Annotated in this window: 20 protein-coding genes and 1 tRNA gene; 12 read left to right on the forward strand and 9 right to left on the reverse strand. The window is 65.3% G+C overall.

Features of this window, described 5'->3' with window-relative positions; genetic code table 11:
* Positions 1–108 precede the first annotated feature (108 nt).
* Entirely contained in the window at positions 109–3303 is a 3195-nt protein-coding gene (locus AC1DQQ_RS09770; RefSeq protein WP_478045045.1) for an efflux RND transporter permease subunit, read from the forward strand.
* Positions 3304–3539: 236 nt separating this feature from the next.
* Complete coding sequence (locus AC1DQQ_RS09775) at positions 3540–4934, forward strand: efflux transporter outer membrane subunit (RefSeq protein WP_478045278.1); 1395 nt, start codon at positions 3540–3542, stop codon at positions 4932–4934.
* A 27-nt stretch (positions 4935–4961) separates the two neighbouring features.
* Here the strand turns inward: AC1DQQ_RS09775 and AC1DQQ_RS09780 are convergent, their stop codons facing one another.
* The 5 genes from AC1DQQ_RS09780 to AC1DQQ_RS09800 form a co-directional block, all read right to left on the reverse strand.
* A complete protein-coding gene (locus AC1DQQ_RS09780) occupies positions 4962–5369 on the reverse strand; it encodes a winged helix DNA-binding protein (RefSeq protein ID WP_478030919.1) in 408 nt (135 codons plus the stop codon).
* On the reverse strand, positions 5315–5791 hold the full coding sequence (locus AC1DQQ_RS09785; protein WP_478030921.1) for a hypothetical protein: 477 nt from the start codon (positions 5789–5791) through the stop codon (positions 5315–5317). The genes AC1DQQ_RS09780 and AC1DQQ_RS09785 overlap by 55 nt, the downstream gene beginning before the upstream one ends.
* 30 nt (positions 5792–5821) lie before the next feature.
* The gene (locus AC1DQQ_RS09790; protein ID WP_478030922.1) at positions 5822–6118 is read right to left on the reverse strand and encodes a hypothetical protein; all 297 of its coding nucleotides are present in this window, start codon (positions 6116–6118) and stop codon (positions 5822–5824) included.
* A 136-nt stretch (positions 6119–6254) separates the two neighbouring features.
* Positions 6255–6689 carry a helix-turn-helix domain-containing protein gene (locus AC1DQQ_RS09795; RefSeq protein WP_478030923.1) on the reverse strand — a complete coding sequence of 145 codons (435 nt, stop codon included), beginning with the start codon at positions 6687–6689 and terminating at the stop codon, positions 6255–6257.
* 126 nt (positions 6690–6815) lie between these two features.
* Entirely contained in the window at positions 6816–7049 is a 234-nt protein-coding gene (locus tag AC1DQQ_RS09800; protein ID WP_478045047.1) for a hypothetical protein, read from the reverse strand.
* Here AC1DQQ_RS09800 and AC1DQQ_RS09805 point away from each other — a divergent pair.
* Positions 7039–7911: a TolB family protein gene (locus AC1DQQ_RS09805; RefSeq protein WP_478045048.1), complete on the forward strand. Its 873-nt coding sequence runs from the start codon at positions 7039–7041 to the stop codon at positions 7909–7911. The genes AC1DQQ_RS09800 and AC1DQQ_RS09805 overlap by 11 nt on opposite strands.
* Positions 7912–7921: 10 nt before the next feature.
* On the opposite strand, the gene AC1DQQ_RS09810 is transcribed toward AC1DQQ_RS09805, so the two are convergent.
* The 3 genes from AC1DQQ_RS09810 to AC1DQQ_RS09820 form a co-directional block, all read right to left on the reverse strand.
* Positions 7922–8842: an NAD(P)/FAD-dependent oxidoreductase gene (locus AC1DQQ_RS09810; protein WP_478045050.1), complete on the reverse strand. Its 921-nt coding sequence runs from the start codon at positions 8840–8842 to the stop codon at positions 7922–7924.
* Between the two features lie 45 nt (positions 8843–8887).
* Positions 8888–9394 (reverse strand): hemerythrin domain-containing protein, encoded by a 507-nt coding sequence (locus tag AC1DQQ_RS09815; protein ID WP_478045052.1) that lies wholly within the window; start codon positions 9392–9394, stop codon positions 8888–8890.
* A 131-nt stretch (positions 9395–9525) separates the two neighbouring features.
* Complete coding sequence (locus AC1DQQ_RS09820) at positions 9526–10131, reverse strand: TetR/AcrR family transcriptional regulator (protein ID WP_478030929.1); 606 nt, start codon at positions 10129–10131, stop codon at positions 9526–9528.
* 100 nt (positions 10132–10231) lie between these two features.
* On the opposite strand from AC1DQQ_RS09820, the gene AC1DQQ_RS09825 reads away from it, so the two are divergent.
* From AC1DQQ_RS09825 to AC1DQQ_RS09855, 7 genes are all read left to right on the forward strand, one after another.
* Complete coding sequence (locus AC1DQQ_RS09825) at positions 10232–13171, forward strand: DUF2339 domain-containing protein (protein ID WP_478045054.1); 2940 nt, start codon at positions 10232–10234, stop codon at positions 13169–13171.
* 1 nt (position 13172) lies between these two features.
* Positions 13173–16571, forward strand: coding sequence for an acyl-[ACP]--phospholipid O-acyltransferase (locus AC1DQQ_RS09830; protein ID WP_478042600.1), 3399 nt, complete (start codon positions 13173–13175; stop codon positions 16569–16571).
* A gap of 179 nt (positions 16572–16750) precedes the next feature.
* Positions 16751–18010, forward strand: coding sequence for a chymotrypsin family serine protease (locus AC1DQQ_RS09835; protein WP_478042601.1), 1260 nt, complete (start codon positions 16751–16753; stop codon positions 18008–18010).
* Positions 18007–18735, forward strand: coding sequence for a 4-hydroxy-tetrahydrodipicolinate reductase (dapB, locus tag AC1DQQ_RS09840; RefSeq protein ID WP_478042603.1), 729 nt, complete (start codon positions 18007–18009; stop codon positions 18733–18735). The genes AC1DQQ_RS09835 and dapB overlap by 4 nt, the downstream gene beginning before the upstream one ends.
* A gap of 19 nt (positions 18736–18754) precedes the next feature.
* Positions 18755–19408, forward strand: coding sequence for an endonuclease III (gene nth, locus AC1DQQ_RS09845; protein WP_478042604.1), 654 nt, complete (start codon positions 18755–18757; stop codon positions 19406–19408).
* Between the two features lie 17 nt (positions 19409–19425).
* Positions 19426–19791 carry a hypothetical protein gene (locus tag AC1DQQ_RS09850; protein WP_478042606.1) on the forward strand — a complete coding sequence of 122 codons (366 nt, stop codon included), beginning with the start codon at positions 19426–19428 and terminating at the stop codon, positions 19789–19791.
* Positions 19792–19847: 56 nt separating this feature from the next.
* A tRNA-Arg gene (locus AC1DQQ_RS09855) sits at positions 19848–19924 on the forward strand.
* A gap of 110 nt (positions 19925–20034) precedes the next feature.
* On the opposite strand, the gene AC1DQQ_RS09860 is transcribed toward AC1DQQ_RS09855, so the two are convergent.
* Entirely contained in the window at positions 20035–21045 is a 1011-nt protein-coding gene (locus AC1DQQ_RS09860; RefSeq protein ID WP_478045279.1) for a LacI family DNA-binding transcriptional regulator, read from the reverse strand.
* Between the two features lie 230 nt (positions 21046–21275).
* Here AC1DQQ_RS09860 and AC1DQQ_RS09865 point away from each other — a divergent pair, with 230 nt between their 5' ends.
* Positions 21276–23723, forward strand: coding sequence for a TonB-dependent receptor (locus AC1DQQ_RS09865; protein ID WP_478045055.1), 2448 nt, complete (start codon positions 21276–21278; stop codon positions 23721–23723).
* 35 nt (positions 23724–23758) lie between these two features.
* Positions 23759–25126, forward strand: a complete 1368-nt coding sequence (locus AC1DQQ_RS09870; protein ID WP_478030949.1) for a sulfatase family protein — start codon at positions 23759–23761, stop codon at positions 25124–25126.
* Positions 25127–25135: the final 9 nt, after the last annotated feature.

Below are 25135 nucleotides of genomic sequence, written 5' to 3' on the forward strand. Positions count from 1 at the left end.
GCCCGGGCGTATCGACGGGCGCCGAGCCTCCTCGTGCTTCGCTGGCTCGGCACGAACGGGGGAGGAGACATCCGGAATTTTCGCCTCTTTCTTCGAGGAACAGGAATCATGCGCCTGTCGCGCTTCTTCATCACGCGCCCGATCTTCGCCGCGGTCATCGCGGTGATCATCACCATCGTCGGCGCGATCGCCTGGGTCAGCCTGCCGGTGTCGCAATATCCCGACATCGTCCCGCCAACCGTCACGGTCAGCGCTTCCTATCCCGGCGCCTCGGCCGAGACGGTGGCGGAAACCGTCGCCGCGCCGATCGAGCAGGAGATCAACGGCGTCGACAACATGCTGTACCAGTCGAGCCAATCGACCGGCGACGGCAACGTCACGATCACCGTCACCTTCAAGATCGGCACCAATCTCGATGCCGCGCAGGTGCTCGTCCAGAACCGCGTCGCGATCGCCGTGCCGCGCCTGCCCGAGGAAGTGCAGCGTCTCGGCGTCGTCACGCGCAAGACCTCGCCCGACTTCCTGATGGTGGTGAACCTGGTCTCGCCCGACAATTCGCTCGATCGCGGCTATCTCTCCAATTACGCGCTGACCCAGGTGCGCGACCGGTTGAGCCGGATCGATGGCGTCGGCGACGTCCGGCTGTTCGGCAGCCGCGATTATGCGATGCGCGTCTGGATCGACCCCAATCGCGCCGCCGCACTCAACCTGACCGCGGGCGAGATCGTTCAGGCGCTCCGCGCGCAGAACGTCCAGGTCGCCGCCGGCTCGCTCGGCCAGCCGCCTTATGCCCAGGGCAACGCCTTCCAGTTCAACGTCGAGACGCAGGGCCGGCTGACCGACCCGGCGCAATTCGCTAATGTCGTTGTCCGCTCGGATCCCGATGGCCGCCAGGTCCGCGTCTCCGACGTCGCGCGCGTCGAGCTTGGCGCCGCCGATTACAATTCCAACACCTATCTGTCGGGCAAGCCGACCGTCGTGCTGGGCATCTTCCAGCGGCCCGGATCGAACGCGCTCGCCGCCGCCGAAAAGGTGAAGGCGGAAATGGACGCGATGTCGGCGAAATTCCCCAAGGGGCTAGCCTATAGCGTCATCTGGAACCCGACCGACTTCATCCAGCAATCGGTCACCGCGGTGATGCACACCCTGCTCGAGGCAATCGTGCTGGTCGTGCTGGTGATCGTCGTGTTCCTGCAGAAATGGCGCGCTGCGATCATCCCGGTAGTGGCGATTCCGGTGTCGCTGATCGGCACCTTCGCCGTCCTCGCCGCGTTCGGCTTTTCGCTCAACAACCTCTCACTGTTCGGCCTGGTGCTGGCGATCGGCATCGTCGTCGATGACGCGATCGTCGTGGTCGAGAATGTCGAGCGCAACCTCGAACACGGGCTCAGCCCATTGGAGGCGGCACGCACGTCGATGGACGAAGTGTCCGCCGCCCTGGTCGCGATCGTCCTCGTGCTCTGCGCGGTGTTCGTGCCGACCCTGTTCCTGACCGGCCTGTCGGGCGCCTTCTACCAGCAATTCGCGGTGACCATCACCACCGCGACGATCATCTCGCTGCTGCTGTCGCTGACCCTGTCGCCTGCGCTCGCCGCTTTGCTGCTGCGCCCGCGTGCACAGGACGCCAAAGGCGGCCGCTTGCACCAGTTCGTGCTGGCGGCGGGCGATCGCTTCAACCGTGGCTTCGAGCGGATGAGCAATGGCTATGCGCGGCTCACCGCGCGCCTGGTCGCGCGGCCGAAGCGGATGATGACCATCTATGCCGGCCTGATCGCCGCGACGGGCGCTCTGTTCTGGGCGACGCCGACCGGCTTCATCCCGGCGCAGGATCAGGGCTACTTCCTGACCGTCATCTCGCTGCCGCCCGGTGCCTCGGTCGAGCGCACCGATGCGGTGATGCGCAAGGTCGCCGACCGCATCCTGCCGCTCAAAGGCGTCAAGGGCGCGGTGATGTTCGCCGGGTTCGACGGGCCGTCGCAGACGCTCGCGCCAAATTCGGCCGCGGCCTATATCCCGCTCAAGTCGTTCGAGGATCGCGAGAAGCTCGGCGTCACGCTCGCGAGCATCATGGGCGAGGCGCGCAAGGCGACCGCCGACATCAACGAGGCGCGGCTGATGATCGTGCCCCCGCCGCTGATCCAGGGCATCGGCTCGGCCGGCGGCTATCGCCTGATGGTCGAGGATCGTGGCGGGCACGGTTATGCCGACCTTGCCGCCAAGTCCTACGGTCTGATCGGCAAGGCCAATCAGACGCCGGGCCTCAATCAGATCTATACCTTCTTCGACACCAACACGCCGCGCGTCTTCGCCGATATCGACCGGGCCAAGGCCGACCTGATCGGCGTGCCGCCCGAGCGCGTGTTCGAAGCACTCAACGTCTATCTCGGCTCGGCCTATGTGAACGACTTCAACCTGCTGGGACGCACCTATCGCGTCACCGCCCAGGCCGACGCCCCGTTCCGTGCGACCGTCGCCGACATCGCCAACCTAAAGACGCGGTCGAATTCCGGCGAGATGGTGCCGATCGGATCGGTCGCCAATTTCAGCGACAAGACCGGCCCGTATCGCGTCGTGCGCTACAATCTGTTCCCCGCGGTCGAGGTCGATGGCGACACCGCGCCGGGCTATTCGTCGGGCCAGTCGCTGAAGACCTTCGAGAAGCTCGCTGCGGAAAATCTCCCCGCCGATTACGGCACCGAATGGACCGGCATCGCCTATCAGCAAAAGGCCGCGGGCAGCACGGCGGGCGTGGTCTTCGCGCTGGCGGTGGTGTTCGTGTTCCTGGTGCTGGCGGCGCAGTACGAAAGTCTCGTCCTGCCGCTGTCGATCATCCTGATCGTGCCGATGTGTCTGCTCGCCGCGATGGTGGGCGTGAACCTGAGGGGAATGGACAATAACGTCCTGACCCAGATCGGCCTGGTCGTGCTGATCGCGCTGGCAGCGAAGAACGCGATCCTGATCGTCGAGTTCGCCAAACAGGGCGAAGAGCAGGAAGGCCTGTCCCCGGCCCGTGCCGCGATCCAGGCGGCGCAGACCCGGTTGCGGCCGATCCTGATGACCAGCTTCGCCTTCATCCTGGGCACCGTGCCGCTGCTGATCGCGAGCGGCGCGGGATCCGAACTCCGCCAGGCGCTCGGTACCGCCGTGTTCTTCGGGATGATCGGCGTCACTGCCTTCGGCCTGCTGTTCACCCCCACTTTCTACGTCGTGTGCCGAGCGCTGGGCGACCGCATCGCCCGCGCACGCGGCAAGCGGCCGGCCGCCGGCCCGGACCTGTCCGGATCGCTGCAGCCGGCTGAATGAGGAGGAATTCGATGCGTTCGTTTGATGTGAAGCAAACACTCCCTCTCCCCTCTGGAGGGACGGTTACCGAAGCTTGGCCCGCCGACGCAGTCGGCGCGCCTAGCGAAGGTTGGGAGAGGGGTAGGAAGCACTCCGGACAGCGTGCTTCCTCACCCCTCCCCCAGCTCCGACTAAGCCCGCACTTCGCGCGCGCTAAGTCTGCGCAACCCTCTCCCCTTCCGGGGCGAGGGAGGAAACTGCGGCTGGTTCTCACCGCTGTTTCCGCGCTGTCGCTCGCCGCCTGCGCGGTGGGGCCGAACTACGTCGCCCCGATCACGCCGCCGACCGCGGCCGGCCAGTTCGTCTCGGCCAATTCTCCCGCGCTCAGCAATGATCCGGCGGCGTCGAATTGGTGGCGGCTCTATCAGGACCCCGTCCTCGACGGGCTGATCGCCGATGCGCTCAAGTCGAACACCGACATCCGCGTCGCGGTGGCGAATCTCGAACGCGCCCGAGCCTCGTTGCGCGGCGCGCGCGGCGACCGGCTGCCGTCGACCGGCCTCAATGCCGGCGCGACCTATGGCCGCCTGCCCGAAAGCCAACGCGCGCCCGGCAGCCCGCGTGAGGATTGGTCGATCGATACCGGCTTGTCGGTGTCGTACGAGGTCGACCTGTTCGGCCGCGTCAAGCGCGGGATCGAGGCCGCGCGTGGCGACGAAGCCGCCGCCGCGGCCGATGCCGATGCGGTCCGCCTCGCGGTGGTCGCCGACACCACGCGCGCTTATGCCGACGCCGCCTCGGGCGCGGCGCGGCTCAAGGTCGCCAATCAGATCGTCGACCTGCTCGACAAATCGCTGCTGCTGACCCAGCGGCGGCACGAGGCCGGCCTTGCCACCCAGCTCGACGTCTCGCGTATCGCCACGCTCCGCCAACAGCGTGCGGCCGACATTCCGGCGCTCGAAGCCGATCGCCAGGCCGCCCTGTTCCGCCTCGCGACCTTGACGGGTCGGCCACCGGCCGACCTTCCGACTGCCGCCGCCGAACGCGTCGTCGGGCTCGAGATCACCCAGCCGATTCCGGTTGGTGACGGCGCTGCCCTGCTCAAGCGCCGCCCCGACGTCCTCGCCGCCGACCGCCGGCTCGCTGCCGACACCGCGCGGATCGGGGTCGCCACTGCCGATCTCTATCCGCGTATCAGCCTGGGAGGATCGATCGGTTCGACCGGTCCCAATATCGGTGACGTGTTCGGCGGCGGGCCGCTGCGCTGGCTGCTTGGGCCGTTGATCAACTGGGCCTTTCCCAACCAGGAAGGCGCGCGCGCCAAGATCGCCGCCGCCAAGGCCGACACCCAGGCGTCGCTCGCGACCTTCGATGGCACCGTGTTGCGCGCGCTCGAAGAGACCGAGACCGCGCTCAACAGCTACGCCCGAGCGCTCGACCGCCGTACCGCGCTCAAGGCGGCGCGCGACGAAGCGGCACGCGCCGCGGCGATCACGCGCGCGCAACAGCGGGAAGGCGCAGTCGACTCGCTCGCCTGGCTCGACGCCGAGCGGACCTATGCCGAGACCGAGGCGACGCTCGCCCAGCAGGACGCGCGGATCGCCGACGCCCAGATCGACGTGTTCCGCGCCCTGGCAGGCGGCTGGTCGTAAGCGACCGGCCGGCCCTCCCAAGGCAGTTCAGTCGGTCGCTCCCGCCAGGGCCGCCTTCAGCGCATCGAATTCCGCTTGCAGGCAACCGCCGACGAGTTCCACGCCCTTGGACGTCAATCCGACCAGCGTGCGGCGCGCATCGTCCGGGTCCGGTACTCTGGTGACATAACCCGCTTCCATCAGGAAGATGAGGTGACGCAGCGCGGTCGAATGCGGTGCCGAACTGGCGAGACAGGCATCGCCGGTCGGCACCGCCCGCCGCTCGAAGGCGGAAATGAACAAGTCGAGCAGGATACTCCACTGCGCGCTGACCAGGCGGAGGTCCGACGCTACCTTCGTCCGTCGTCCCGCCGTCTTGAGCAGGAACTTGGCGTAGGCGATTAGACCGGAATCGGCGGGCGAGGCCCGGAGTTCATGCCGCCTGACGTCTCCCACACTCGACGTTGCCGATGCGCGGAAATCACTCCGATCAACAGGCTCACCAGCAGTGGCAGTGCCCAATAGGGTTGCGTGCTGACGTAGAGTTCCTTGGGAAATGCCGGATTCATGATTGCGGGAAAGTGCGCGAGGCACCCTCCCAATTGAGATGCTGCTGTCCATAGCGGCCAGAACCTTGTGCTTTGACGCGCGATCACGACGAGGATGATCAGGAATATGACGTCGACGACGATCACGCCCCAATTGGGTCCATGCCAATGGTTGCCGAACAGGCCGGCGGAGATCGAGGCGATGGCGGCAATCATATAAGAGGTTGCCACCCGTCGCTCGGTCACGCCGCCTCGAAACCATGCGAATACGCATAGTGCCGGAAACGCGATGACGTAGACGACAAGACCGATATAGAGATAGAGTTGCATAGGATCCGATTCCTATATCGGTCGACGAATTTACGCAGCCCTAGCCTTGCGGCCTGCCCCCATCAGTTTGTCGGTCCCGCAGCCGACATCGGACCCGTCCAGCCCCAGTACATCACGTGTGACGGCGAGACGCTGATGGCATTTGATCGTGTCCTCGCGAGCCTCGAATAGATGGGCGAGCGAATGCGCCGCCAGAACCGCCGCGTCGTGACCCACCTCAATCGACGCGCCCATTTCCATACGGCCACGGACGATCGAGCCGATCAGGTCGGTTTGGGCGATGATCGCGCTGTCGATGCCGGTTTCTGCCGGCAGCAACGCACGCATGATCCTCCGTGCCACTGCCAGGTTGGTTGTCGGAATGTCGGCGAGACTGCTAGTTTGCATTGATGCAACGGACATGATTCCCCCTCCGCCGGGACCACTGGTCCGGCCAATCAAAAATCGACTGCTGGATGCGCGCCTAGAGGCGCTCGATGAGCATGCGGATGGCGAGCATGTAGAGAGACACTGCCGTCACCATCAGCGACGCCGCGATTAGGATGGCGGCGATCGTCCCAGGATAGTTCAAGTCATTGGTCGGCCTTTCTCGCGTCGGGAACGGCCAGGGCAGCCGTCCGAGCCACGAGGAAGGCGCGTTAGAAACCTCATTCTCAACGCCGGAAATTGCCGATGAGGAAAAACCCCCTACCATCGCGCTACTGCTCATCAGTGCCCGAACCGCGCTGTCGCGATCGGAGAAACCGAGCTTTCGCACCGCATTGGCAATGTATGCGTCGACCGTTTTGGGGGAGAGTTGCAGGTCGGCCGCAATGTCCTTGGTGCGCTTGTGTTGCGCGACACCCTTCAAACATTCGATCTCCCGAGGGGTCAACGAAGAGAAGCGCGAATCATCCATGATGCTAAGCTAGCCCAATGCTGAACCATTTTGGACCGTTTAGTATTTTTGCGATACCAAGAAATAGTCGCGGTCAGCGTCCCCGGCCCTTTCCGGAGAGCGAGCACCCGACAGGCACCGCGCTATTCAGCTTCGCGGGAGAAGGTGTTTGAGCATCGATATGCTGGTTTGGCCGCTCCCGACGACGGTCGCGAGGAAGTCCGGGAAGGATGGGGCCATTGATTCGCTCGAATGAGTTCTGCTTCGACCAAAACACTGCCGCTCTTGCCGATAGCCGACACCAATTACATAGATCGACGATGGCACCTGTTCATCATTGGCCGCGCCGAACGGCGCGACGGCTATCGGCATGATCTCCATCCTGGCCCTTTCGCTCGCACTGGCACCGGCGACCGACGCGCTGGTTCGTCCCGGCATGATTTCGACCGCCGCGGCGGAAGTGCGAATCGCCCATAGCCCCGATGGCAGACGTATTTTGTGGGGCACGATCGGACGCGATGCCGCGGCAGACCAGCAGGATATCTGGGAAATCCACCGCATTCGCGGGGGATGGTCGGCGCCGGCACGGGTGTCGTTCGATACCGACGCGGCCGAATTCGATCCCGCTTTCTCGCCGGACGGCCGTTGGGTGTACTTCCAGTCCGACCGCGCCGGTGGCCTGGGCGGTAGCGACCTCTATGTCGTGTCGATCGATCCGGTCAGCGGCCGCTTCGGCACGCCGCGCAACCTGGGCCCGCAGGTCAACACACCCGGAGAGGAATGGGCCGCGACGCCAACGCCTGCGGGCGGGCTGATCTTTTCCTCAAACGGCTGGGGCGGCCGCGGCAAGCACGATCTGTACGAGGTCGATCTTCGCACGCCCGGTGCAAAGCCGGCCAATCTAGGCGATGTGATCAACGGCCCGCTCGACGAACTCGATGCCGCGGTTACGCCCAATGGCCGCACGCTTGTTTTCAGCGTTGGAGACATGGATGCGGATACGGCCGACGTGCGGCTGTTCGTATCTTATCGTACGCGATCGGGTTGGACGTCGAGGCGCCCGCTGGGCATCGGTTGCTCGCCTTTCATCCTCGGCGCGGCGATCGACCGGCGAACGCCGGAGCGGCTTTATTATGCGGCGCATTGTGCGGACAGTCCGGGCCGCATGGACGTGCACGTAGCCAATCTCAGGCGAGTCGTGGGGACGCCGGCGATGCCAGCCAGCAACGAAAGCCAGCGCTAAGCTTGTCGCCCTATCCAGGCGGTGCCGAGCGCAGCAGGGCGTGCTCGCTTGCCAGGTCGTTGCGGATCGTGGTCGCCGCTACACCGCCTTCGCCCATCGCGTGGCTGATCTGGTCGAGCCCCTTGACCACGTCTCCCGCGGCATAAAGGCGCGCGACATTGGTGCGTTGGTGCGCGTCAACGATCAGGCAGCCTTCCTCCGACCGCGCCGCGCCGAGGCCAGCGGCCACCCCCGAATTGATGTCCGAGCCGAGCGCCGGATAGAGGCTGTCGAAGCGCCAATCGCGGTCGGCTGCCCGCAGGCTGATCTTGTCACTGTCGATCGCAAAAGCAGTGGCCGGACCGTGGACCGTTGGCACCCCGCATTGCGCCAATAGTGCGCGTTCGGCAGTGGTGAGGTCGTGCCTTCCCGCCGGTGCGATCAACGTCACGTCGGCGGTGTAACCGCGCAGGAACACCGCTTCGCGCGTGCCATGATCGCCAGTGCCGAGCACGCCGACGCGGCGATCGGTGACTTCATAGCCATCGCAGATCGGGCAATAGCGCAGCAATCCCCGCGCCAAGGCGGTCGCATGCAGATCGTCGGGCATCGGCGGGCGGCGATTGACCACCCCGGTCGCGAGCAAGACACTCCGCGTCGCGATGACCTCGTCACCGACCGAAACGTGCAGGCCGTCGACAACCGCCTTTAGCCCGGTGACCTCGGCCCGCACCAACGCCGCGCCATAGCGCCGGGCTTGCGTCCGCATGCGGTCGAGCAGATCGGTGCCGGCAATGCCATCGGGAAATCCGGCATGGTTGCGCGTCATCGGGATTGCCGCCGCGCGGCTGTTACCGGCATCGATCACGCGCACGTCGAGATGGAAGCGCGCGAGATAGATCGCCGCGGTCAGCCCGGCCGGGCCGCCGCCCACCACCACGCAGTCAAGCATGGCAACACGACGGCCCGGTTCGTGACGAACGGACGGGCGCGGCGGTCAGACGGTCGCCTCGGTGAAGGTGGTGGTTTCGGGCTTGGCGAGCCCGCCCGCTTTGTACCCGGCGATCAATTCTTCCTTCCGTGCGCGGAGTTGATCGCCGAGCGCATCCATGTCCAATCCGGCGTGGCGCGCCTGGCTGAACATGCCTTCCATCCGCTTTTCTTCCTCTTCGACATGGTGCTCGATCTGCTCCGACAGCACCTTGACCTTGGCGTCGTAGAAGTCGTCGCTCGGCGCGCCCGCTTCGATCTCGGCGATCAGCACCTTGGCGCCGTCATGTTCGACATAGGCTTCCTTGAGCAGATCTTCCTCAACCTTACCCTCGCAAGCGGGGTAGAATATCTCTTCCTCGATCTGGGCATGGACCGTCAGCTCGAGGCAGATTTCGAGCGCGATCTTCTGCTTGCGACCCTCACCGCTCGCCTTCTCGAATTGCTCGAACAGGTCTTCGACCTTGCGGTGATCGGCTTTCAGCAGCGCGATCGCATCCTGTTTGTCGACCATGGTGTCTCTCCTGAATTTCCCCCATCAACTGCGTCGAGGTCGGGTTCGTTCCAGGAGTCGCTTTGTTGCGAGTCGTTTGCAGGCTAGGCCGGATCCCGTGCAACGACCCGCAAAACGCTCGTCGCGTTCGCTTATTCGTCGCTCATCGCTCCCGCCGCCGCCAGCACTTCACGCACGCGCGCCAGCGCAGCGCCGTGCGGATCGTGTTCCTCGAGCAGCGCGAACGTGCCGTTGAGCGCGAACACGCAATGGCCATGCACAGTGGCGAGCAACGATCGCGCCAAGGCGGCGGAGCGATCGCGGCGGTCGTCGGGCAGCACTGCGGCGATTTCACCTCGCAGGATGTCGGTCAGCACCCCGCGCTGACGCGCATAACGTTCGGGAAGCGGTACGCCGACCGGCAGGCGGTGGTCGTAGATCGCCATCCAAAGATTGCGGTTGCTCGTCGCGAAATCGAAATAGGAGGCGACCAGCAATGCGATGCGATCGGGACCGGCATTCTGCAGCGACCGGGCGATCGTTTCCGCCCAGATCAGGAAGGTGCGGCCGTTGATCGCCAGCATGAGGTCGTCGAGGCTGTCGAACACATTGTAGATCGTGCCGACCGAATAGCCGATCCGTTTCGCCACCTCACGCGCCGAGAAGCGCTGATAGCCGACCTCGGCCAGCAAGGTATGCCCCGCGCCGATTATCAGCTGTTCGAGTTCGTCGCGCGTATGATCTGACCGCCGTCCCATGGAGTCCGCCTAAAAGCTTAATTGAACACTGTCTAATATTTTTATTGAACACCGCTCAGTTTATGCTATCCAGCGCGCCATCCTGGAGGAGGCTCGGGCAATGACGGCGTTGGTGCTGATCGGTCTGATCGTGGTGGCAGCGGTTTTGTGGCAGCGCGACGATGCGCTCAAACTGCGGATCGCCTCGCTTGAGCTCGCGCTCGATCGCGGGGAGCGGATCGCGCGAGATGCCATGTCTGATCAGGCAAGATTCGCGCGCGCCGACTGGATTGCGCCGGAGCCGGGACCGCCGTCATCTGCCGAGGCAGAGCCAATCCCCCAAGCGATCGCCGAGACCGAACCGGTGACGCGCTATGCCGCGCCCGAATCCGAAACCCTCCCCTCTGCCCCGGCTATCGAACCGGTGACGCACGTCGCCGCGCCGGTCGAACATTACGCAAGGCGCTTCGGGTTCGAGGATATCTTCGGGCGCTACCTGCCGATCTGGGCGGGCGGCATCACGCTCGCGGTGGCCGGGTTCCTGATCGTCAAATATTCGATCGATGCCGGGCTATTGTCGCCGCCAGTGCGTGTGATCCTGGGCCTGGCGTTCGGCAGCGCCCTGATCGCCGGCGCGGAACTCGCGCTGCGCCGCGACGACGTGGCGCGCGATCCGCGCATCCGCCAGGCTTTGTCGGGCGCGGGCATCGCGACGCTCTATGCCTCCGTCCTGGTCGCGGCGAACCTCTATCATTTGATCGGGCCGATGACCGCCTTCGCCGGGTTGGCCGCAATCACCTTGCTCGCCGGGTTGCTGTCGGTCCGCTTCGGCGCCCCGAGCGCAATATTGGGGCTGGTCGGCGGTCTCGCCGCGCCGGCGCTGGTCGGATCGGCTTCCCCAGACGTGCCGTTGCTGGCGAGCTGGCTCGCGTTGACCGCCGGCGGATTGTCGATGCTCGGGCGGCGCCAAGGCTGGTGGTGGCTCGGCGCGCTCGCGGTGGCGGGCGGATTCGGCTGGGGTCTGGTGTTGATCGCCACCGGGTTGCACGACATCGCATCATTGCTGTCGACCGGCATGCTGATCCTGATGCTCGCGATCGTCTTTCCGCTTGCGATGGCCGGTGATCCCGGGCGCGTGGTCCGCGTGATCGCCGCCTTGTTCGGTTGCGCGCAAATGGCGGCGATCGTTGCGCTCGGCGGTTTCACCCCGCTTGACTGGGGCCTGTTCGCCTTGCTGTCGGCGGCGATGATCTGGCTGGCACGACGTGAGCCCAGCTTTGCCGAATTGCCGCTAGCCGGATTGGTGGTCGGGCTGCTGCTCACCGCTGTCTGGCCAGGCCCTGACGGCATGATGCTGGCGCTGGTGCTGGCCGGCGGGTCGGCGATCTATGGCTTGCCCGCCTTGTGGCGGCTGTGGCGCCCCGACGGCCGGTTGAGCGACGCGGCACAGGTCGCGGTGCTCGGCTTTGCCGGCGTATTGATCCCCGCGAGCCATTTCTGGCTCCAGCAGCCGCGCGCCGATTTCGCCCCGCTGGCGCTCGTCACCGCGATCGTGACCGGCGCAGCAGCCGGCTGGGGCTGGCGGATAGTCGATCGGCGCGATGATGCGCGGTTCGCGATCCTGGGTATTAGCGCGGTCGTGTTGGCGGGGCTCGGCGCCAGCCTGACGGTGCCGGTATGGGCGATCGGGCCGATCGTCGCGCTGGGTGCGGCCGCTATGCTGTTGCTCGGCCGCACCGCGGACGATGCTCGTATCGGCAACGCGTCGTTCGTGGCGGGAATGACTGCCATGGCGTTGCTCGTCGGCTATGACGCCAATGAGATCGGACGCGCGGTCGGCCTGGTGCAGGATCGCGATGCCGGCATCGCCTTGCTGCGCTGGACCGTCGGGGCGGCAGCGGCGACAAGCTTCGCCCGCTGGTCGATCGACCGGGGAGCACGTCAGGTCAGTGCCGCGATCGCCGTCCTGCTCGTGTATGTCGCCGCGGCGCAGATCGTGCCGGCAACTTGGCTGGCGCTGGTGCCAGCGGCGATGCTTGCCGGCGCGGCGCTGGCGGGCCGGCGCGCACCGCTGACCGTGGCGCCTACGGCTGCCTTGTTGTCGATCGGCTGGGCGGTGCAGCCGCTGCTGATCTGGGCAACCGGCGCGGGCGGAGCGGTTGTCGGCATACCCTTCCTCGTCACGGCGACCCCGGCGATCGACATGACGCTGATCCGCGTCGCCGTGCCGGCCAGCGTGCTGATCGCCCTGCTGCTCCGTAATATCCTGCCCGAGCGGCTGCGCGAGATCGGATCGATTGTCGCGATCGTGCTCAGCCTGATCGCCACCCACTCGCTGTGGAAGCATGTCCTGGCGATCGCCGACGCGGCGCGATTCGCCGCTGCCGGCATGGCCGAGCGAAGCCTGTGGGAAGCCTTGCTCGCCGCCACCGCTTTCGGCGCCTGGCGGCTCGGCGCCCAGCGCATCGCGATCGGACTGGGCGTCGCGGCCTTGCTCCACTTCGCGTGGTTCACCGGCGCGATGCACAACCCGTTATGGACCGACCAGTGGGTTGGGCCCTGGCTGGTGCCGGCTTATAGTCTGGCTTTCGTCTTGCTGTGGCTGTCGAGCCATGCCTTCCCCGAGCCGGGCGCGGACCGCGCACGCGATGGAATACGGATGGCGCTGATCCTGATGCTCGCAGCGTCGCTGCTCCGCCAGGCGTTCCACGGCTCGTTGCTGTCGGAAGCGGGGGTGAGCCAGGCTGAGGATATTGGTCGGTCGCTGACCGCGATCGTGATCGCGATCGGCTTCCTGCAACGGGGCATCCGTCGTGCGTCGCGCGACTGGCGGATCGTCTCGCTGGTGCTGATGCTGGCGGCAGTGGGCAAGGTGTTCCTGCTCGACGCCGCGGGTCTTGACGGACTGCTGCGCATCGCCTCGTTCGCCGCGCTTGGCTTCAGCCTGATCGGGGTGGGATGGCTCTACAGCCGCTATCTTCCCGATGCAGCATTGACCGACGCCGCGTTGACCGAAGAGTCATACTCGGCCGATACCGTTCCTGCCGACACCCGGGGGTAACATGTCCGCACCTGATTTCTCGCTGCTCGCGAAGCGCCGCTTCGGGCCGATGTTCGTCGTCCAGTTCATCGGCGCGTTCAACGACAACGCGCTCAAATATGCGATGCTCTTCCTCGTCACCTTCACCCTCTACAAGGGCGACGAGAATGGCGCGGCGTCGCTTGCGGCGCTCGCCACTGGCCTGTTCATCCTGCCCTATTTCCTGTTCTCCGCGCTGGCCGGGCAGATTGCCGACGGGTGGGACAAGGCGAAATTGATGCGCATCGTGAAGGGCGCGGAAATCGTCTTCATGGCGCTCGGTCTTGCGGGGCTTGCACTGCAATCGGTGCCGCTGCTGCTGACCGTCTTGTTTCTGATGGGGTGCCATTCGACCATTTTCGGCCCGGTCAAATATTCGATCCTGCCTCAGCATCTCGGCCCCAACGAGATCATGGGCGGCACGGGCATGATCGAGGCCGGGACGTTCCTGGCGATCCTCGGCGGCCAGTTGATGCCCAATTTCATCCCGCCCTGGGAAGCCGGGCTGGTCGCGACCGGGATGGCGGTGCTGGGATTCCTTGCCAGCCTGGCGATCCCGCCGGCACCGGCCGCGCCAGGCGTCGTCCGGGTCGAGCGCAATGTGTTCCGCAGCACATGGCATGTGCTCAAATCGGCGCATGACGGGCGCGACGCCTGGCTGTGCATCCTGGGAATCAGCTGGTTCTTCGCGATCGGCGCGGTGCTGCTCAACGATTTCGCGCCGCTGGTGACCAATCGGCTCGGCGCGGACAAACCGGTCGTGACCCTGTTCCTGTTGGTCTTCTCGATCTCGATCGCGATCGGCTCGCTTGCGGTCAACCGCTTGCTCAAGGGCAAGGTATCGGCGCGCTACGTGCCCTTGTCGGCGCTGCTGATGGCCGGGTTCATGATCGACCTGTGGCTGGCCACGCGCGGCTTCGTCGTCACCGCGCCCGGTGCCGATATCGCGCGCTTCGTGGCAGCGCCGGGCAGCTGGCGCATCCTGATCGACCTCGCCGGCCTCGCCTTTGCCGGCGGCATGTTCATCGTCCCGCTCTACGCGTTGCTCCAGACCAACAGCCCGGTCGCCGAGCGGTCGCGGATCATCGCCGCCAACAATATCGTCAATTCGCTCGTCATCGTGCTGGTCATGGCGGTGGTGATCGCGATGGCGCATTATGGTGCAGCGATCCCCGCGGTGATCGCGACGATGGGCTTCGCGACATTGATCGTCGCCTTGGTCAGTTGCTGGCTCCTCCCCGAAACGGTGATCAAGCGGCTGATCCGGACCGTGCTGGAGATCGCCTATCGCGTCGAAGTCCATGGTGCCGAAAATATGCCCAGGCCCGGCGAGCGCGCGGTCGTCGTGGTCAACCATGTGTCGTGGCTCGACGGCCTGCTGCTCGCGGTGTTCCTGCCGGGCAAGCCGGTGTTCGCGGTACACAGCGCGGTGGTCGCGAGCTGGTGGATCAAGCCTGCGCTCAAGCTGTTCCGCGCTTTTCCGGTCGACCCGACCAACCCGATGTCGACCAAGGCGATGGTCAAGGCGGTCAAGGACGGCAACACGCTGGTGATCTTCCCAGAGGGACGGATTACCGTCACCGGCGCGCTGATGAAGGTGTTCGACGGCCCCGGCATGGTCGCCGACAAGGCCGATGCGCCGATCATCCCGGTACGCATCGACGGGGCGCAATATTCCACCTTCTCCAAGCTGCGCGGCAAGGTCCGATTGAAGTTGTTCCCCAAGATCACGCTGACCGTACTGCCGCCGCGGCGGTTCGAGATCCTGGGCGAGATGACCGCGCGCGCGCGCCGCGCGATCGCCGGGCGCCGTCTCTATGACGAGATGAGCAACATGATCTTCGCGACGTCGGACACGGACACGACGTTGTTCCAGGCGCTGCTCGATGCCAAGGACGTCAATGGCGGCAAGTCGGCGATCGTCGAGGACATCAAGCGCGAGCCGATGACCTACAAGAAACTGGTCGTCGGCAGCATGGCGCTGGGCCGCGCCTTCGATCCGATGACGAAGCAGGGCGAAGCGGTCGGCGTGCTGCTGCCCAATGTCGCGGGCGTGGTCGCGACCTTCTTCGCATTGCAGCGGATCGGGCGCGTGCCGGCGATGCTCAACTACACTGCCGGGCTGACCAATTTGAAGGCGGCGTGCCAGGCGGCTGAAGTCAAAACGATCATTACGGCACGCGCCTTCGTCACACAGGGCAAGCTCGAGCCGATCGTCGAAGGACTTGAGGCCGATGGCCGCACAATCGTTTATCTCGAGGATATCGGCGCGGGCATCGGCACGATCGCTAAGCTGCGCGCCTTGGTCGCGGCGCGCTGGGCGGGGCGGCTGCATCGCCGCCGCAAGGTCTCGCCCGACGACGCCGCGGTGATCCTGTTCACCAGCGGGTCGGAGGGGCTGCCCAAGGGCGTCGTGCTGACCCACTGCAACCTGCTGTCCAACTGCAAGCAATTGTCGGCGCGGATCGATTTCAATTCGTCCGACCTGGTGCTCAACGCGCTGCCGGTGTTCCACAGTTTCGGGCTGACCGGGGGAACATTGCTGCCGATCCTGAGCGGAATCCGCACCCTGCTCTATCCCAATCCGCTCCACTACCGGATCGTCCCGGCGTTGGCCTATGATGCCAATGCGACGATCCTGTTCGGCACCGACACGTTCCTGGCCGGCTATGCGCGGATGGGGCACAGTTTCGACTTCTATTCGGTCCGCTACGTCTTTGCCGGCGCCGAGCGCGTCCGCGACGAGACGCGCAAGGCGTGGGCCGAGAAATTCGGCGTGCGCATCTTCGAAGGCTATGGCGCGACCGAGGCGTCGCCGGTGATCGCGGTCAACACGCCGATGCATTTCAAGGCGGGCAGCGTCGGGCGCCTGCTGCCGGGGATCGAGGCCAAGGTCGAGCCGGTCGAGGGTATCTGGGAAGGCGGCAAATTGTCGATCCGCGGGCCCAATATCATGGCCGGCTATATGAAGGCCGACCGCCCCGGCATGCTGCAGCCGCCGGTCGAGGGCTGGCACGATACCGGCGATATCGTGACGATCGACGAGATGGGGTTCATCACCATCCGTGGCCGCGCCAAGCGCTTCGCCAAGATCGGCGGGGAGATGGTCTCGCTGCCCGCGGTCGAGGGCTATGCCGCCGCGGTGTGGCCCGACGCCGACCATGCCGTCGTGACGCGCGCCGATCCGCGCAAGGGCGAGCAACTCGTGCTGTTCACCACCGCCAAGGGCGCGAAGGCGCCGGAGTTGCAGGCCTGGGGCAAGGGCAACGGTATCGCAGAACTCGCCATCCCGCGAGACGTCAGGGTGGTCGAGGCATTGCCGGTGCTGGGAACGGGCAAGCTCGATTATGTGACAATGGGGACGATGGCGGCCGCCAACTAAATCCCCTCACTGGAGGGGAAGGAAAACTCGGGTGCGGCCGCCTGTCTCCTAACGTCACCCCGGCCTTGTGCCGGGGTCCGCCGGGAGGCAGGCGCTGGACAAGAGGCTCTCGCTTCGCGGACGGCGGCACCGTGGATCCCGGGACAAGCCCGGGATGACGATGTAGTGATGGCGGCCATATGCGTATTCTGCTGACCGTCTTTTTGCTTTTCTTCGCGGTTCTGCCCAGCATGGCGAACGCGCAGACCATCGAAACCCAGGCGGAAGCTCTGACCCGCGACGCCGCCGAATACGCCAGGCTGTTCGCCGTCCCGCAGGATGAAGCCGAACGCCGCCTCATCGCGCTCGACGCCAGCGTCCCCGTCACCGACGCAATCGAAGCCAAATATCGCGACCGCATCGCCGGCATCTCGATCCAGCACCGACCCGACTTCCGTATCAACGTTTATCTGACCGGCAGCGACGCCGTTCCCAACGAGACGCTGCGACTGGGCGGGATGACCGTTCCCGTCACCTTCCGCACCGGCGCGCGCGCCTCGCGCGACCGCGTGATCTGGGCGGTGACCTGGCACCAGGCGCAGATCCGCGCGATGTTCTCACGCCCGCCCGCCATGGGCCTCGACCCGCGTACCGGCGAATTGGTCGTGCTGATCACCAGCGGCGAGGCGAAGAGCGGTGTCGAGCAATGGCGCCAGAAGGTCGAGCGCGTGGCGGGCGTGCCGGTCAGCATCCGCGTGGCCGATCAGGTCGACGTCAACCTGGGCGCTGCGGTCGGCGGCGCGCGGCTCGAAGGTACCAGCCCCGACGACGGCAAGCGTTATCTGTGCACCAGCGGCTTCGTCGTCACGGATGGCGCGCGCTACGGGGTCGCCACCGCCGCGCACTGCCTCGACAAGATGAGCTTCATCGCCCCCGACCACAGTGAGGTGCCACTCGATTTCGTCGGCCAATGGGGATGGGGCTATCACGACATCCAGATCGGCACCGTGCAGGGGCCGCTCGCCGGGCTATTCTACGCCGATACCGCCAAGACGATCGAGCGCCCGGTGACGGGATCGCGCACCCGCGACCAGACGCGTGCGGGCGACTTCGTCTGTCATCGCGGCGAGCGCACCGGCTATAGTTGCGCATTGGTCGAGCTGACCGATTTCGCGCCGGCCGGCGATCTGTGCGGGGGCGCCTGCCTGCCGACCTGGGTCACGGTTTCGGGACCGACCTGCAAGGGCGGCGACAGCGGGTCGCCGGTGTTCTCGGGCACCACCGCGCTCGGCATCCTCAAGGGCGCGACCTATCGCCCCGACGGCAGCTGCGCCTTTTATTTCTACATGTCGGTCGACTATCTGCCCCAGCCTTGGTCGCTGGTCCTGGGCACCGCGCCTCAGATCCCTCCCATACCCCCTGTCGCACCGCCGGAGTTTGGTGCAAGGGAACAGCCATGACCGCGATAGGGATTCTGGGGAGCGAGGGCCGGATGGGCCGCGCGATCGCCGCGATCGCCGCCGATTTTGGCGCGACCGTGGCGGGGGGCGTCGATGCCGGCGGCAACCCGTTGACGCTGGCGCGCGGTGCCGATGTCCTGGTCGATTTCACCGCGCCGTCCGCGCTCGAAGCCAATCTGGCGGCGGCATGCGAGGCGGGGACGCCGATCGTCGTCGGCACGACCGGACTGGGCCCGCAGCATCACGATTTGATCGACAATGCCGCCGCGCGCGTCGCGGTGCTGCAGACCAGCACGACCTCGCTCGGCATCACGCTTCTCACCCGACTTGTCGCCGATGCCGCCGCGCGGCTCGGGCCCGATTGGGACATCGAAATCGTCGAGGCGCATCATCGCCACAAAGTCGACGCGCCGTCGGGCACCGCCCTGCTGCTCGGCGAAGCAGCAGCCGAGGGGCGCGGCGCCGCGCTCGCCGATCTCAAGGTCGTCGACCGCGCCGGGCTGAGCGGGGCACGGAGCGAAGGGACGATCGGCTTCTGCGCGATCCGCGGCGGGTCGATCGCGGGCGATCACCAGGTGATTTTCGCCGGACCCGGCGAGCGGTTGGAACTGATCCATCGCGCCGAAAGCCGCGAGATGTTCGCGCGCGGTGCGGTCCGCGCGGCTTTGTGGCTCGCCGACCAGCCGGCCGGGCGCTATACGATGCCCGAGGTGTTGGGCCTGTGACGCAAACGGTGAGGGCCGCATGAACAAGGCCGACGTGGTCGAGTTCTTCAGCCGCCTCGCCGCCGACAATCCGCATCCCGAAACCGAACTCGAATCGGGCAATCCCTATCAATTGCTCGTCGCGGTCGTGCTGTCGGCGCAGGCGACCGATGTCGGGGTCAACAAGGCGACGCGCAAGCTCTTCCAGGAGGTCCTTACCCCCGCGCAGATGGTCGCGCTCGGCGAGGAGAAGCTCAAGGAGCACATCAAGACGATCGGGCTGTTCAACACCAAGGCGAAGAACGTCATCGCCTTGTCCGAGCAATTGATCGCCGATCACCAGGGCGAAGTCCCCGCCGATCGCGACGAACTCGAGAAACTGCCCGGGGTCGGGCGCAAGACCGCCAATGTCGTGATGAACGTCGCGTTCGGCGCCGAGACCTTCGCGGTCGACACCCACATCTTCCGCGTCGGCAACCGCACCGGCCTGGCGCGCGGCAAGACCCCGCTGGCGGTCGAACTCAAGCTGGACAAGGCCGTGCCGCAGCCGTTCCGGCTGCATGCTCATCACTGGTTAATCCTGCACGGCCGATATGTCTGCAAGGCGCGCACGCCCGAATGCTGGCGATGCGTCGTTGCCGATCTTTGTGCGTTCAAGCCCAAGACGCCGCCGCCCAAATCGCGCCCGGCCTGATACTGGAGTAGAAGCAAATGCGCCCGCTGCTGTTCGCCCTCGCCGCCGCCGCGATCGTCGCCCCGCTGAGCGCGAAGGACAAGGAAGTCCCGCCCGCGACCCCCGCCGGTCCCGCGGTCGATTGCGTCAATTTGAGCCAGGTGCGCGAGACGCATGTCCGCAGCGACAGCGTGATCGATTTCGAGATGAACAACCGCAAGATCCTGCGCAACACCTTGCCCAATGCCTGCCCAAGCCTCGGCTTCGAGGAGCGGTTCGCCTATTCGGTCTCGACCAACCAATTATGCTCGGTCGACACAATCACCGTGCTGCAATCGGGTGGCGCCGGCCCCGGCCCGCGTTGCGGCCTGGGCAAGTTCCAGCCGGTCACCATCACGAAATAGGCGCGAAATAGAATCGCTGGCGCGGCCGGCGATGCTTTGCTAGGCGCACCCGGCTCGCACCCGTAGCTCAGCTGGATAGAGCGCTGCCCTCCGAAGGCAGAGGCCACAGGTTCGAATCCTGTCGGGTGCGCCAGTTTTCCCATGGCCTGGCGTTAATTGGCAGGTTCGTGCGGAAACGTATTCTGCCCATCACTTCCGTCCTTCCGATGCTGGTCCCCGCGACACGGGTCGCAAATCAACCGCTCATCCGAGATGTTCCGGAGCGCCGCTCGACCCTCTGATCACGAGCGAATGTTCGGCATAAATCGTGGAAATGGCCGGAGCCAGTCTTGCCTGGGAATCGCCGAGCATCGCTATCAGCGATTCGACGGCAATTGCCGTCATGTCCACGATCGGCTGTCGGATGGTTGTCAGGGCCGGCCAGATCTTGCGCGAAATCGGACTGTCGTCGAAGCCCACGATCGAAAGCTGATCAGGCACGCGAATATCGCGACGATGGGCGACAGAAACGACCGCCGCCGCCATGTCGTCGTTGCTCGCGAAAATCGCGGTGGGCGGATCGCGCAAGGACAGCAATTGCTCCGTTGCCGCCAGACCCGAATCGAAGGTGAGATCCCCATCGACGACGAGGTCGGGATCGAGGTCCACGCCATGCTCGGCCAAAGCGAGACGATAGCCCTCGAACCGCGTCCTGCTGATGACGTGGTTTTGCGCGCCGCGCACGAAGCCGATGCGGCGATGGCCGAGGCCGATCAGATAGTTGGTCATGTCGCGCGCCGCGGCAACGTCGTCGACGCGGACCGAGGACATGTCGGGCAGTTCGTCGCCGGAACAGAGCGCGATGACCGGTACCTTCAGTTGCTCGACCAGGCCGGTGCCACTGATCGCCTCGCAATGCGGGGCCGGCAAGATGAGCGCGTTGGCGCCGCCCGCGACCATGTCGAGCAGGATATCGGCGAGCGAACGCGCCTCGTCGAACCGGCGGATCAGCAATTGCGCGCCGAAGCGCGACGCGGCATCGAGCGCCCCCACCAGCAAGGCACTGACGAACGCGCTCTCGGCACTGTGATACAATAAACCGATGCGCGTGATCGTCGCGCTCGCCAGCGCGCGGGCGGCGACATTCGGCGTGTAATCGAGCTCCTCGATCGCCCGCAATACCGCCTCGCGCGTTGCCGGCCGAACGGTGCGTCCGTTGATCACGTTGGAGACGGACATCGGCGATACGCCCGCACGAACGGCGACGGTGTGCATGGTCACCGCGTTGCTCGATTTCCGAGATCTGTCCTTGTCACCCACATCCGCATCCTCTCAGAAACCAACTTGTTGCGCTACACAAAGTTGTTGACTCGCCTCAAACCGCAGATCATGTAGCGCTACATCTGACGTAGATCAGAGCCGAGGGGATAGCGGGCGCCATGCCTCCAGCATCCCGAATTTGGCCGTCACACATGGGCGGCATCGGAAAAGGAGGATGCCGCAACATGGCCGATCTTCGTAGCTTCTATCGCCTCTCCAGCGCGGCGGGCGCGCTCGCCATTTCGCTGGCCATCGGCGCCTTTCCCGCCCATGCGCAGTCCGCACCGGCGCCGACCCCGACCCCGGCGAGCCCCGCGGCGCCAAGCGACGACCAGGCGTCCGCGCAGGATTCGTCGAACGACATCATCGTCACCGCCCAAAAGCGGAGCGAAAGATTGCAGGACGTGCCGCTCGCGGTAACCGCGGTCAGCGGGGAAACGCTCGCCAGCCGTCAGATCAACGACACCACGGCGCTGACGCGGGCAGTCCCCTCTCTCACCTTCCAACAGGGCAACCACCCGGCGAACACCACCTTCCGTATCCGCGGCGTCGGCACCGCCTTGTTCGGTCAGGGGGTCGAATCGTCGGTCGCTGTGGTCGTCGACGGCGTCCCGATGGTGCGCGCCGCCCAGTCTCTGTCGGACATCGCGGACGTCGACCGCATCGAAGTGCTGCGCGGACCGCAAGGTACGCTGTTCGGCAAGAATGCGAGCGCCGGCGTGCTCAGCATCGTGACCGCCCGCCCCACGTCGACTTTCGAAGCGAAGGGCGATGTGACGATCGCCGAGGACAATGAATATCGCGTCAAGGGCACCCTGTCCGGCCCGATCTCGGACACGCTACGCGTGCGCGTCGGCGGCTTTTACAACAATGTGCAGGGGCCGGCGTACAACGTCACGCTGAAACGCCATGTCAACGGTCAGGAGAGTTGGGGCCTACGCGGCAAGATCGAATGGGAGGCGGCGCCCAATCTGACCTTCCTGCTCGGCGCCGATTATCGCGAGACCTATTCGAGCTGTTGCACCTATTCGTCGATCAGCGTGGTCAACCCGGTGATCGCCCGGCTCGAAGCCCCGGTGGTAGCCTCTCCGACCAATCGCCTGGTCTCGGAGGATACCCCCAACAAGGCCAATAGCCGCCAGACGACAATCTCGCTGCAGGGCGACTGGGATCTGGGCGCGGCCACGATCACGTCGATCACCGCCTATCAGAAATATCACCTGCTGGTGAACCAGCCGGTCGATCGCATCGATTCGAACCCGGTGCTCTATGTCGGCCCATCCGCTTACGCGTCGTGGAATTTCAACCAGGGCATCGTCGATCTGAACCAGATCTCGCAGGAGCTTCGCATCGCCTCCAACGGCAATCGCGACTTCACCTATGTGGTCGGCGCCTTTTACAGCCATGGCGAGGTGAAAAGGCCTTACGCACGCCGCCGCGCGGTCTGCGCGAGCGGCACGATCGGCCAGCCTTGCGCCGCGCCGACCTATCAATCCTCGTCGAGCTTCGCCGACCTCAAGACCGATAATATCGCGGCATTCGGCCAGGCGGAATATCGGGTCGTCGGCGGACTCAAGCTGATCGGCGGGCTGCGCGTCCAATATGAAACGGGCACCAATTTCGGCACGCAGCTTGGCGTCACCAACGCCGGTGACACGTTATTGCCGGGCGTGGCCGCCGTCTCGACGGGAACCCTCAGGGACAGCGACACCGCGGTGACCGGCAAGGCCGGCCTGCAATATGAGTTCAGCCGCAACCTGCAGACCTATGCGACCTATACCAGGGGGTACAAAGGCATCGGCTACAATATGGAGGCCGGCACCGACTTCGCCCATCAGACCGACCTCAAGCCCGAGCACGTCAATGCCTATGAGATCGGCCTCAAGGGCCGGACCGGAGACGGGCTGCTCAGTTTCGCGCTCGCCGTCTATCGCGCGGATTATACGAACCTGCAGGTGCAGGCCAACCGCAGCGACCCCATCACCGGCGTCATTTCCTTCATCTCGACCAATGCCGGCAAATCGCGCAGCCAGGGCGTCGAGCTGGAAGCCACGCTGCATCCCCTGGCGAAACTCGATATCCAGGCATCGCTGGCCTATACCGACTCGACGGTGAGCATCGACGGTCTGAATTGCCCGTTACAATTCCAGGCTGCGGCACCGACCCTCACCGGCAACTTCCCTACCAACAGCTGTTATCGCGCCAGCACGACGGTGAACGGCGTGACGACCGTTTCGGGCCCGCGCCAGGATTTGCGCAACGCGCCCTTGCCGGCCTCGCCCAAATGGCGGTTCACGGTGGCGCCGCGTTACGATTTCGATGTCGGCAGCGCCTTTGGCGGCTTCGCGCAGGTGGCGGTGAGCTATCAGAGCAAGCAAGGCTTCGCCATCGAGCAGGATCCGCTGCTCATCCAGAAGGCCTATACGATCGTCGACCTCAGCATCGGCGCCTATACCAGCGACCGCCGCTTCAGCCTGACATTGTTCGCCAAGAACCTGTTCGATCAGAATTACTATTCGACCATCGCGCACAACTCGCTGCTCGCCACGACGACGAATTCGAAAGACATCGTCGCGACCTTCAACAAGGATGCCGACCGCTATGTGGGGGCGACCTTCGCGGTGCATTTCTGAGGATATGACCGGCGGGATTTTGAAGGAACCAAGCGATGGATCGTCGTCAGCTTCTCGGGTCGGCAGCGGCATTGCTGGCCAGCCAAGCCCTGTCCGGCCCGCTGGGCGCGCGCGGTTCCAAACGGCCGCCCAACTTCATCGTCATCCTTTGCGATGACCTTGGTTATGGCGATATCGAGCCGACGGGTGGACGCCGTATCCCGACGCCCAACCTCAATCGGCTGGCCGCGCAAGGCCTCACCTTCACCGATTATTACGCGCCCGCCAATGTATGCACGCCATCACGTGCCGGGTTGCTGACCGGACGCTATCCGGTCCGCGCCGGCCTTGGCTATCAGGTCATCATGCAGAACGACACGCGCGTTTTGCCTCAATCCGAAGTGACGATCGCGCAGGCGCTCAAGCCTGCCGGTTATGTCTCCGGGCTGTTCGGCAAATGGCATCTCGGTCATACCGGCGACCATTGGACCCCGATCGCGCACGGCTTCGATTACTTCTTCGGTATTCCCTACAGCCACGACATGGCGCCGCTGCCGCTCTACACGATCGACGGCGACGGGCCGGTGCGCGAAGAGAAGCCAGACCTGCCCCAATTGCAGCAACGTTTCTATGCCGAAGCCGAGCGCTTCATCGAGCGGAACGTGTCCCGCCCCTTCTTCGTCGAACTGGCGTTGAGCGCCCCCCATTTGCCGGAATATCCCAACAAGGCCTTTCGGGGACGCGCCGCGGTCGGCTCCTATGGCGATGTCGTCGCGGAGATAGACGATATCGTCGGCCGGCTGGTCGCCAAGCTCAAGGCGAGCAAGCTCGATCGCGACACGGTGATCCTGTTCACGTCGGACAACGGTCCCTGGTTCGAGGGTTCGGCAGGAGGTCTGCGCCAGCGCAAGGGCGGCGGCGGCTATGATGGCGGCTATCGCGTTCCGCTGATCGCCTGGGCGCCCGGGCTGATTCCCGCCGGACGCCGCACCGATGCGATCGCCATGGGAATCGATTTCCTGCCGACGTTATGCAGGCTCGCCGGCGCATCGTTGCCGCAGGTCGAGCTCGACGGTCGCGACCTCACGCCGGTTCTCGACGGGTCGGCGGCGCGGACGCCGCACGATGCATTGCTGTTGTTCAACAACGAGGATCTCGTCGGCATCCGTACGCAGCGGTGGAAATATGTGGCGTTCGATTATTATCGCGGTCACCTGATCTCGACCGACGCCAAATATCCCCAACTCTACGATATCGCCGCCGATTCCAGCGAAAGCTACAGCGTCGCCGATCGCTATCCCGAGGTGCTTGCCGACATGCGCGCGCGCTTCGCCGCCGCGCGCGCGCGTTTCGCCGGATTCAAGAAAGGCGTTCCGGCGGTTTTCCGCGACTTCACGCCGCCCGGCCTGGCCCAGCCCGATTGATGGGCGAGG

Source organism: Sphingomonas sp. P4_G3 (genome assembly GCF_056401105.1).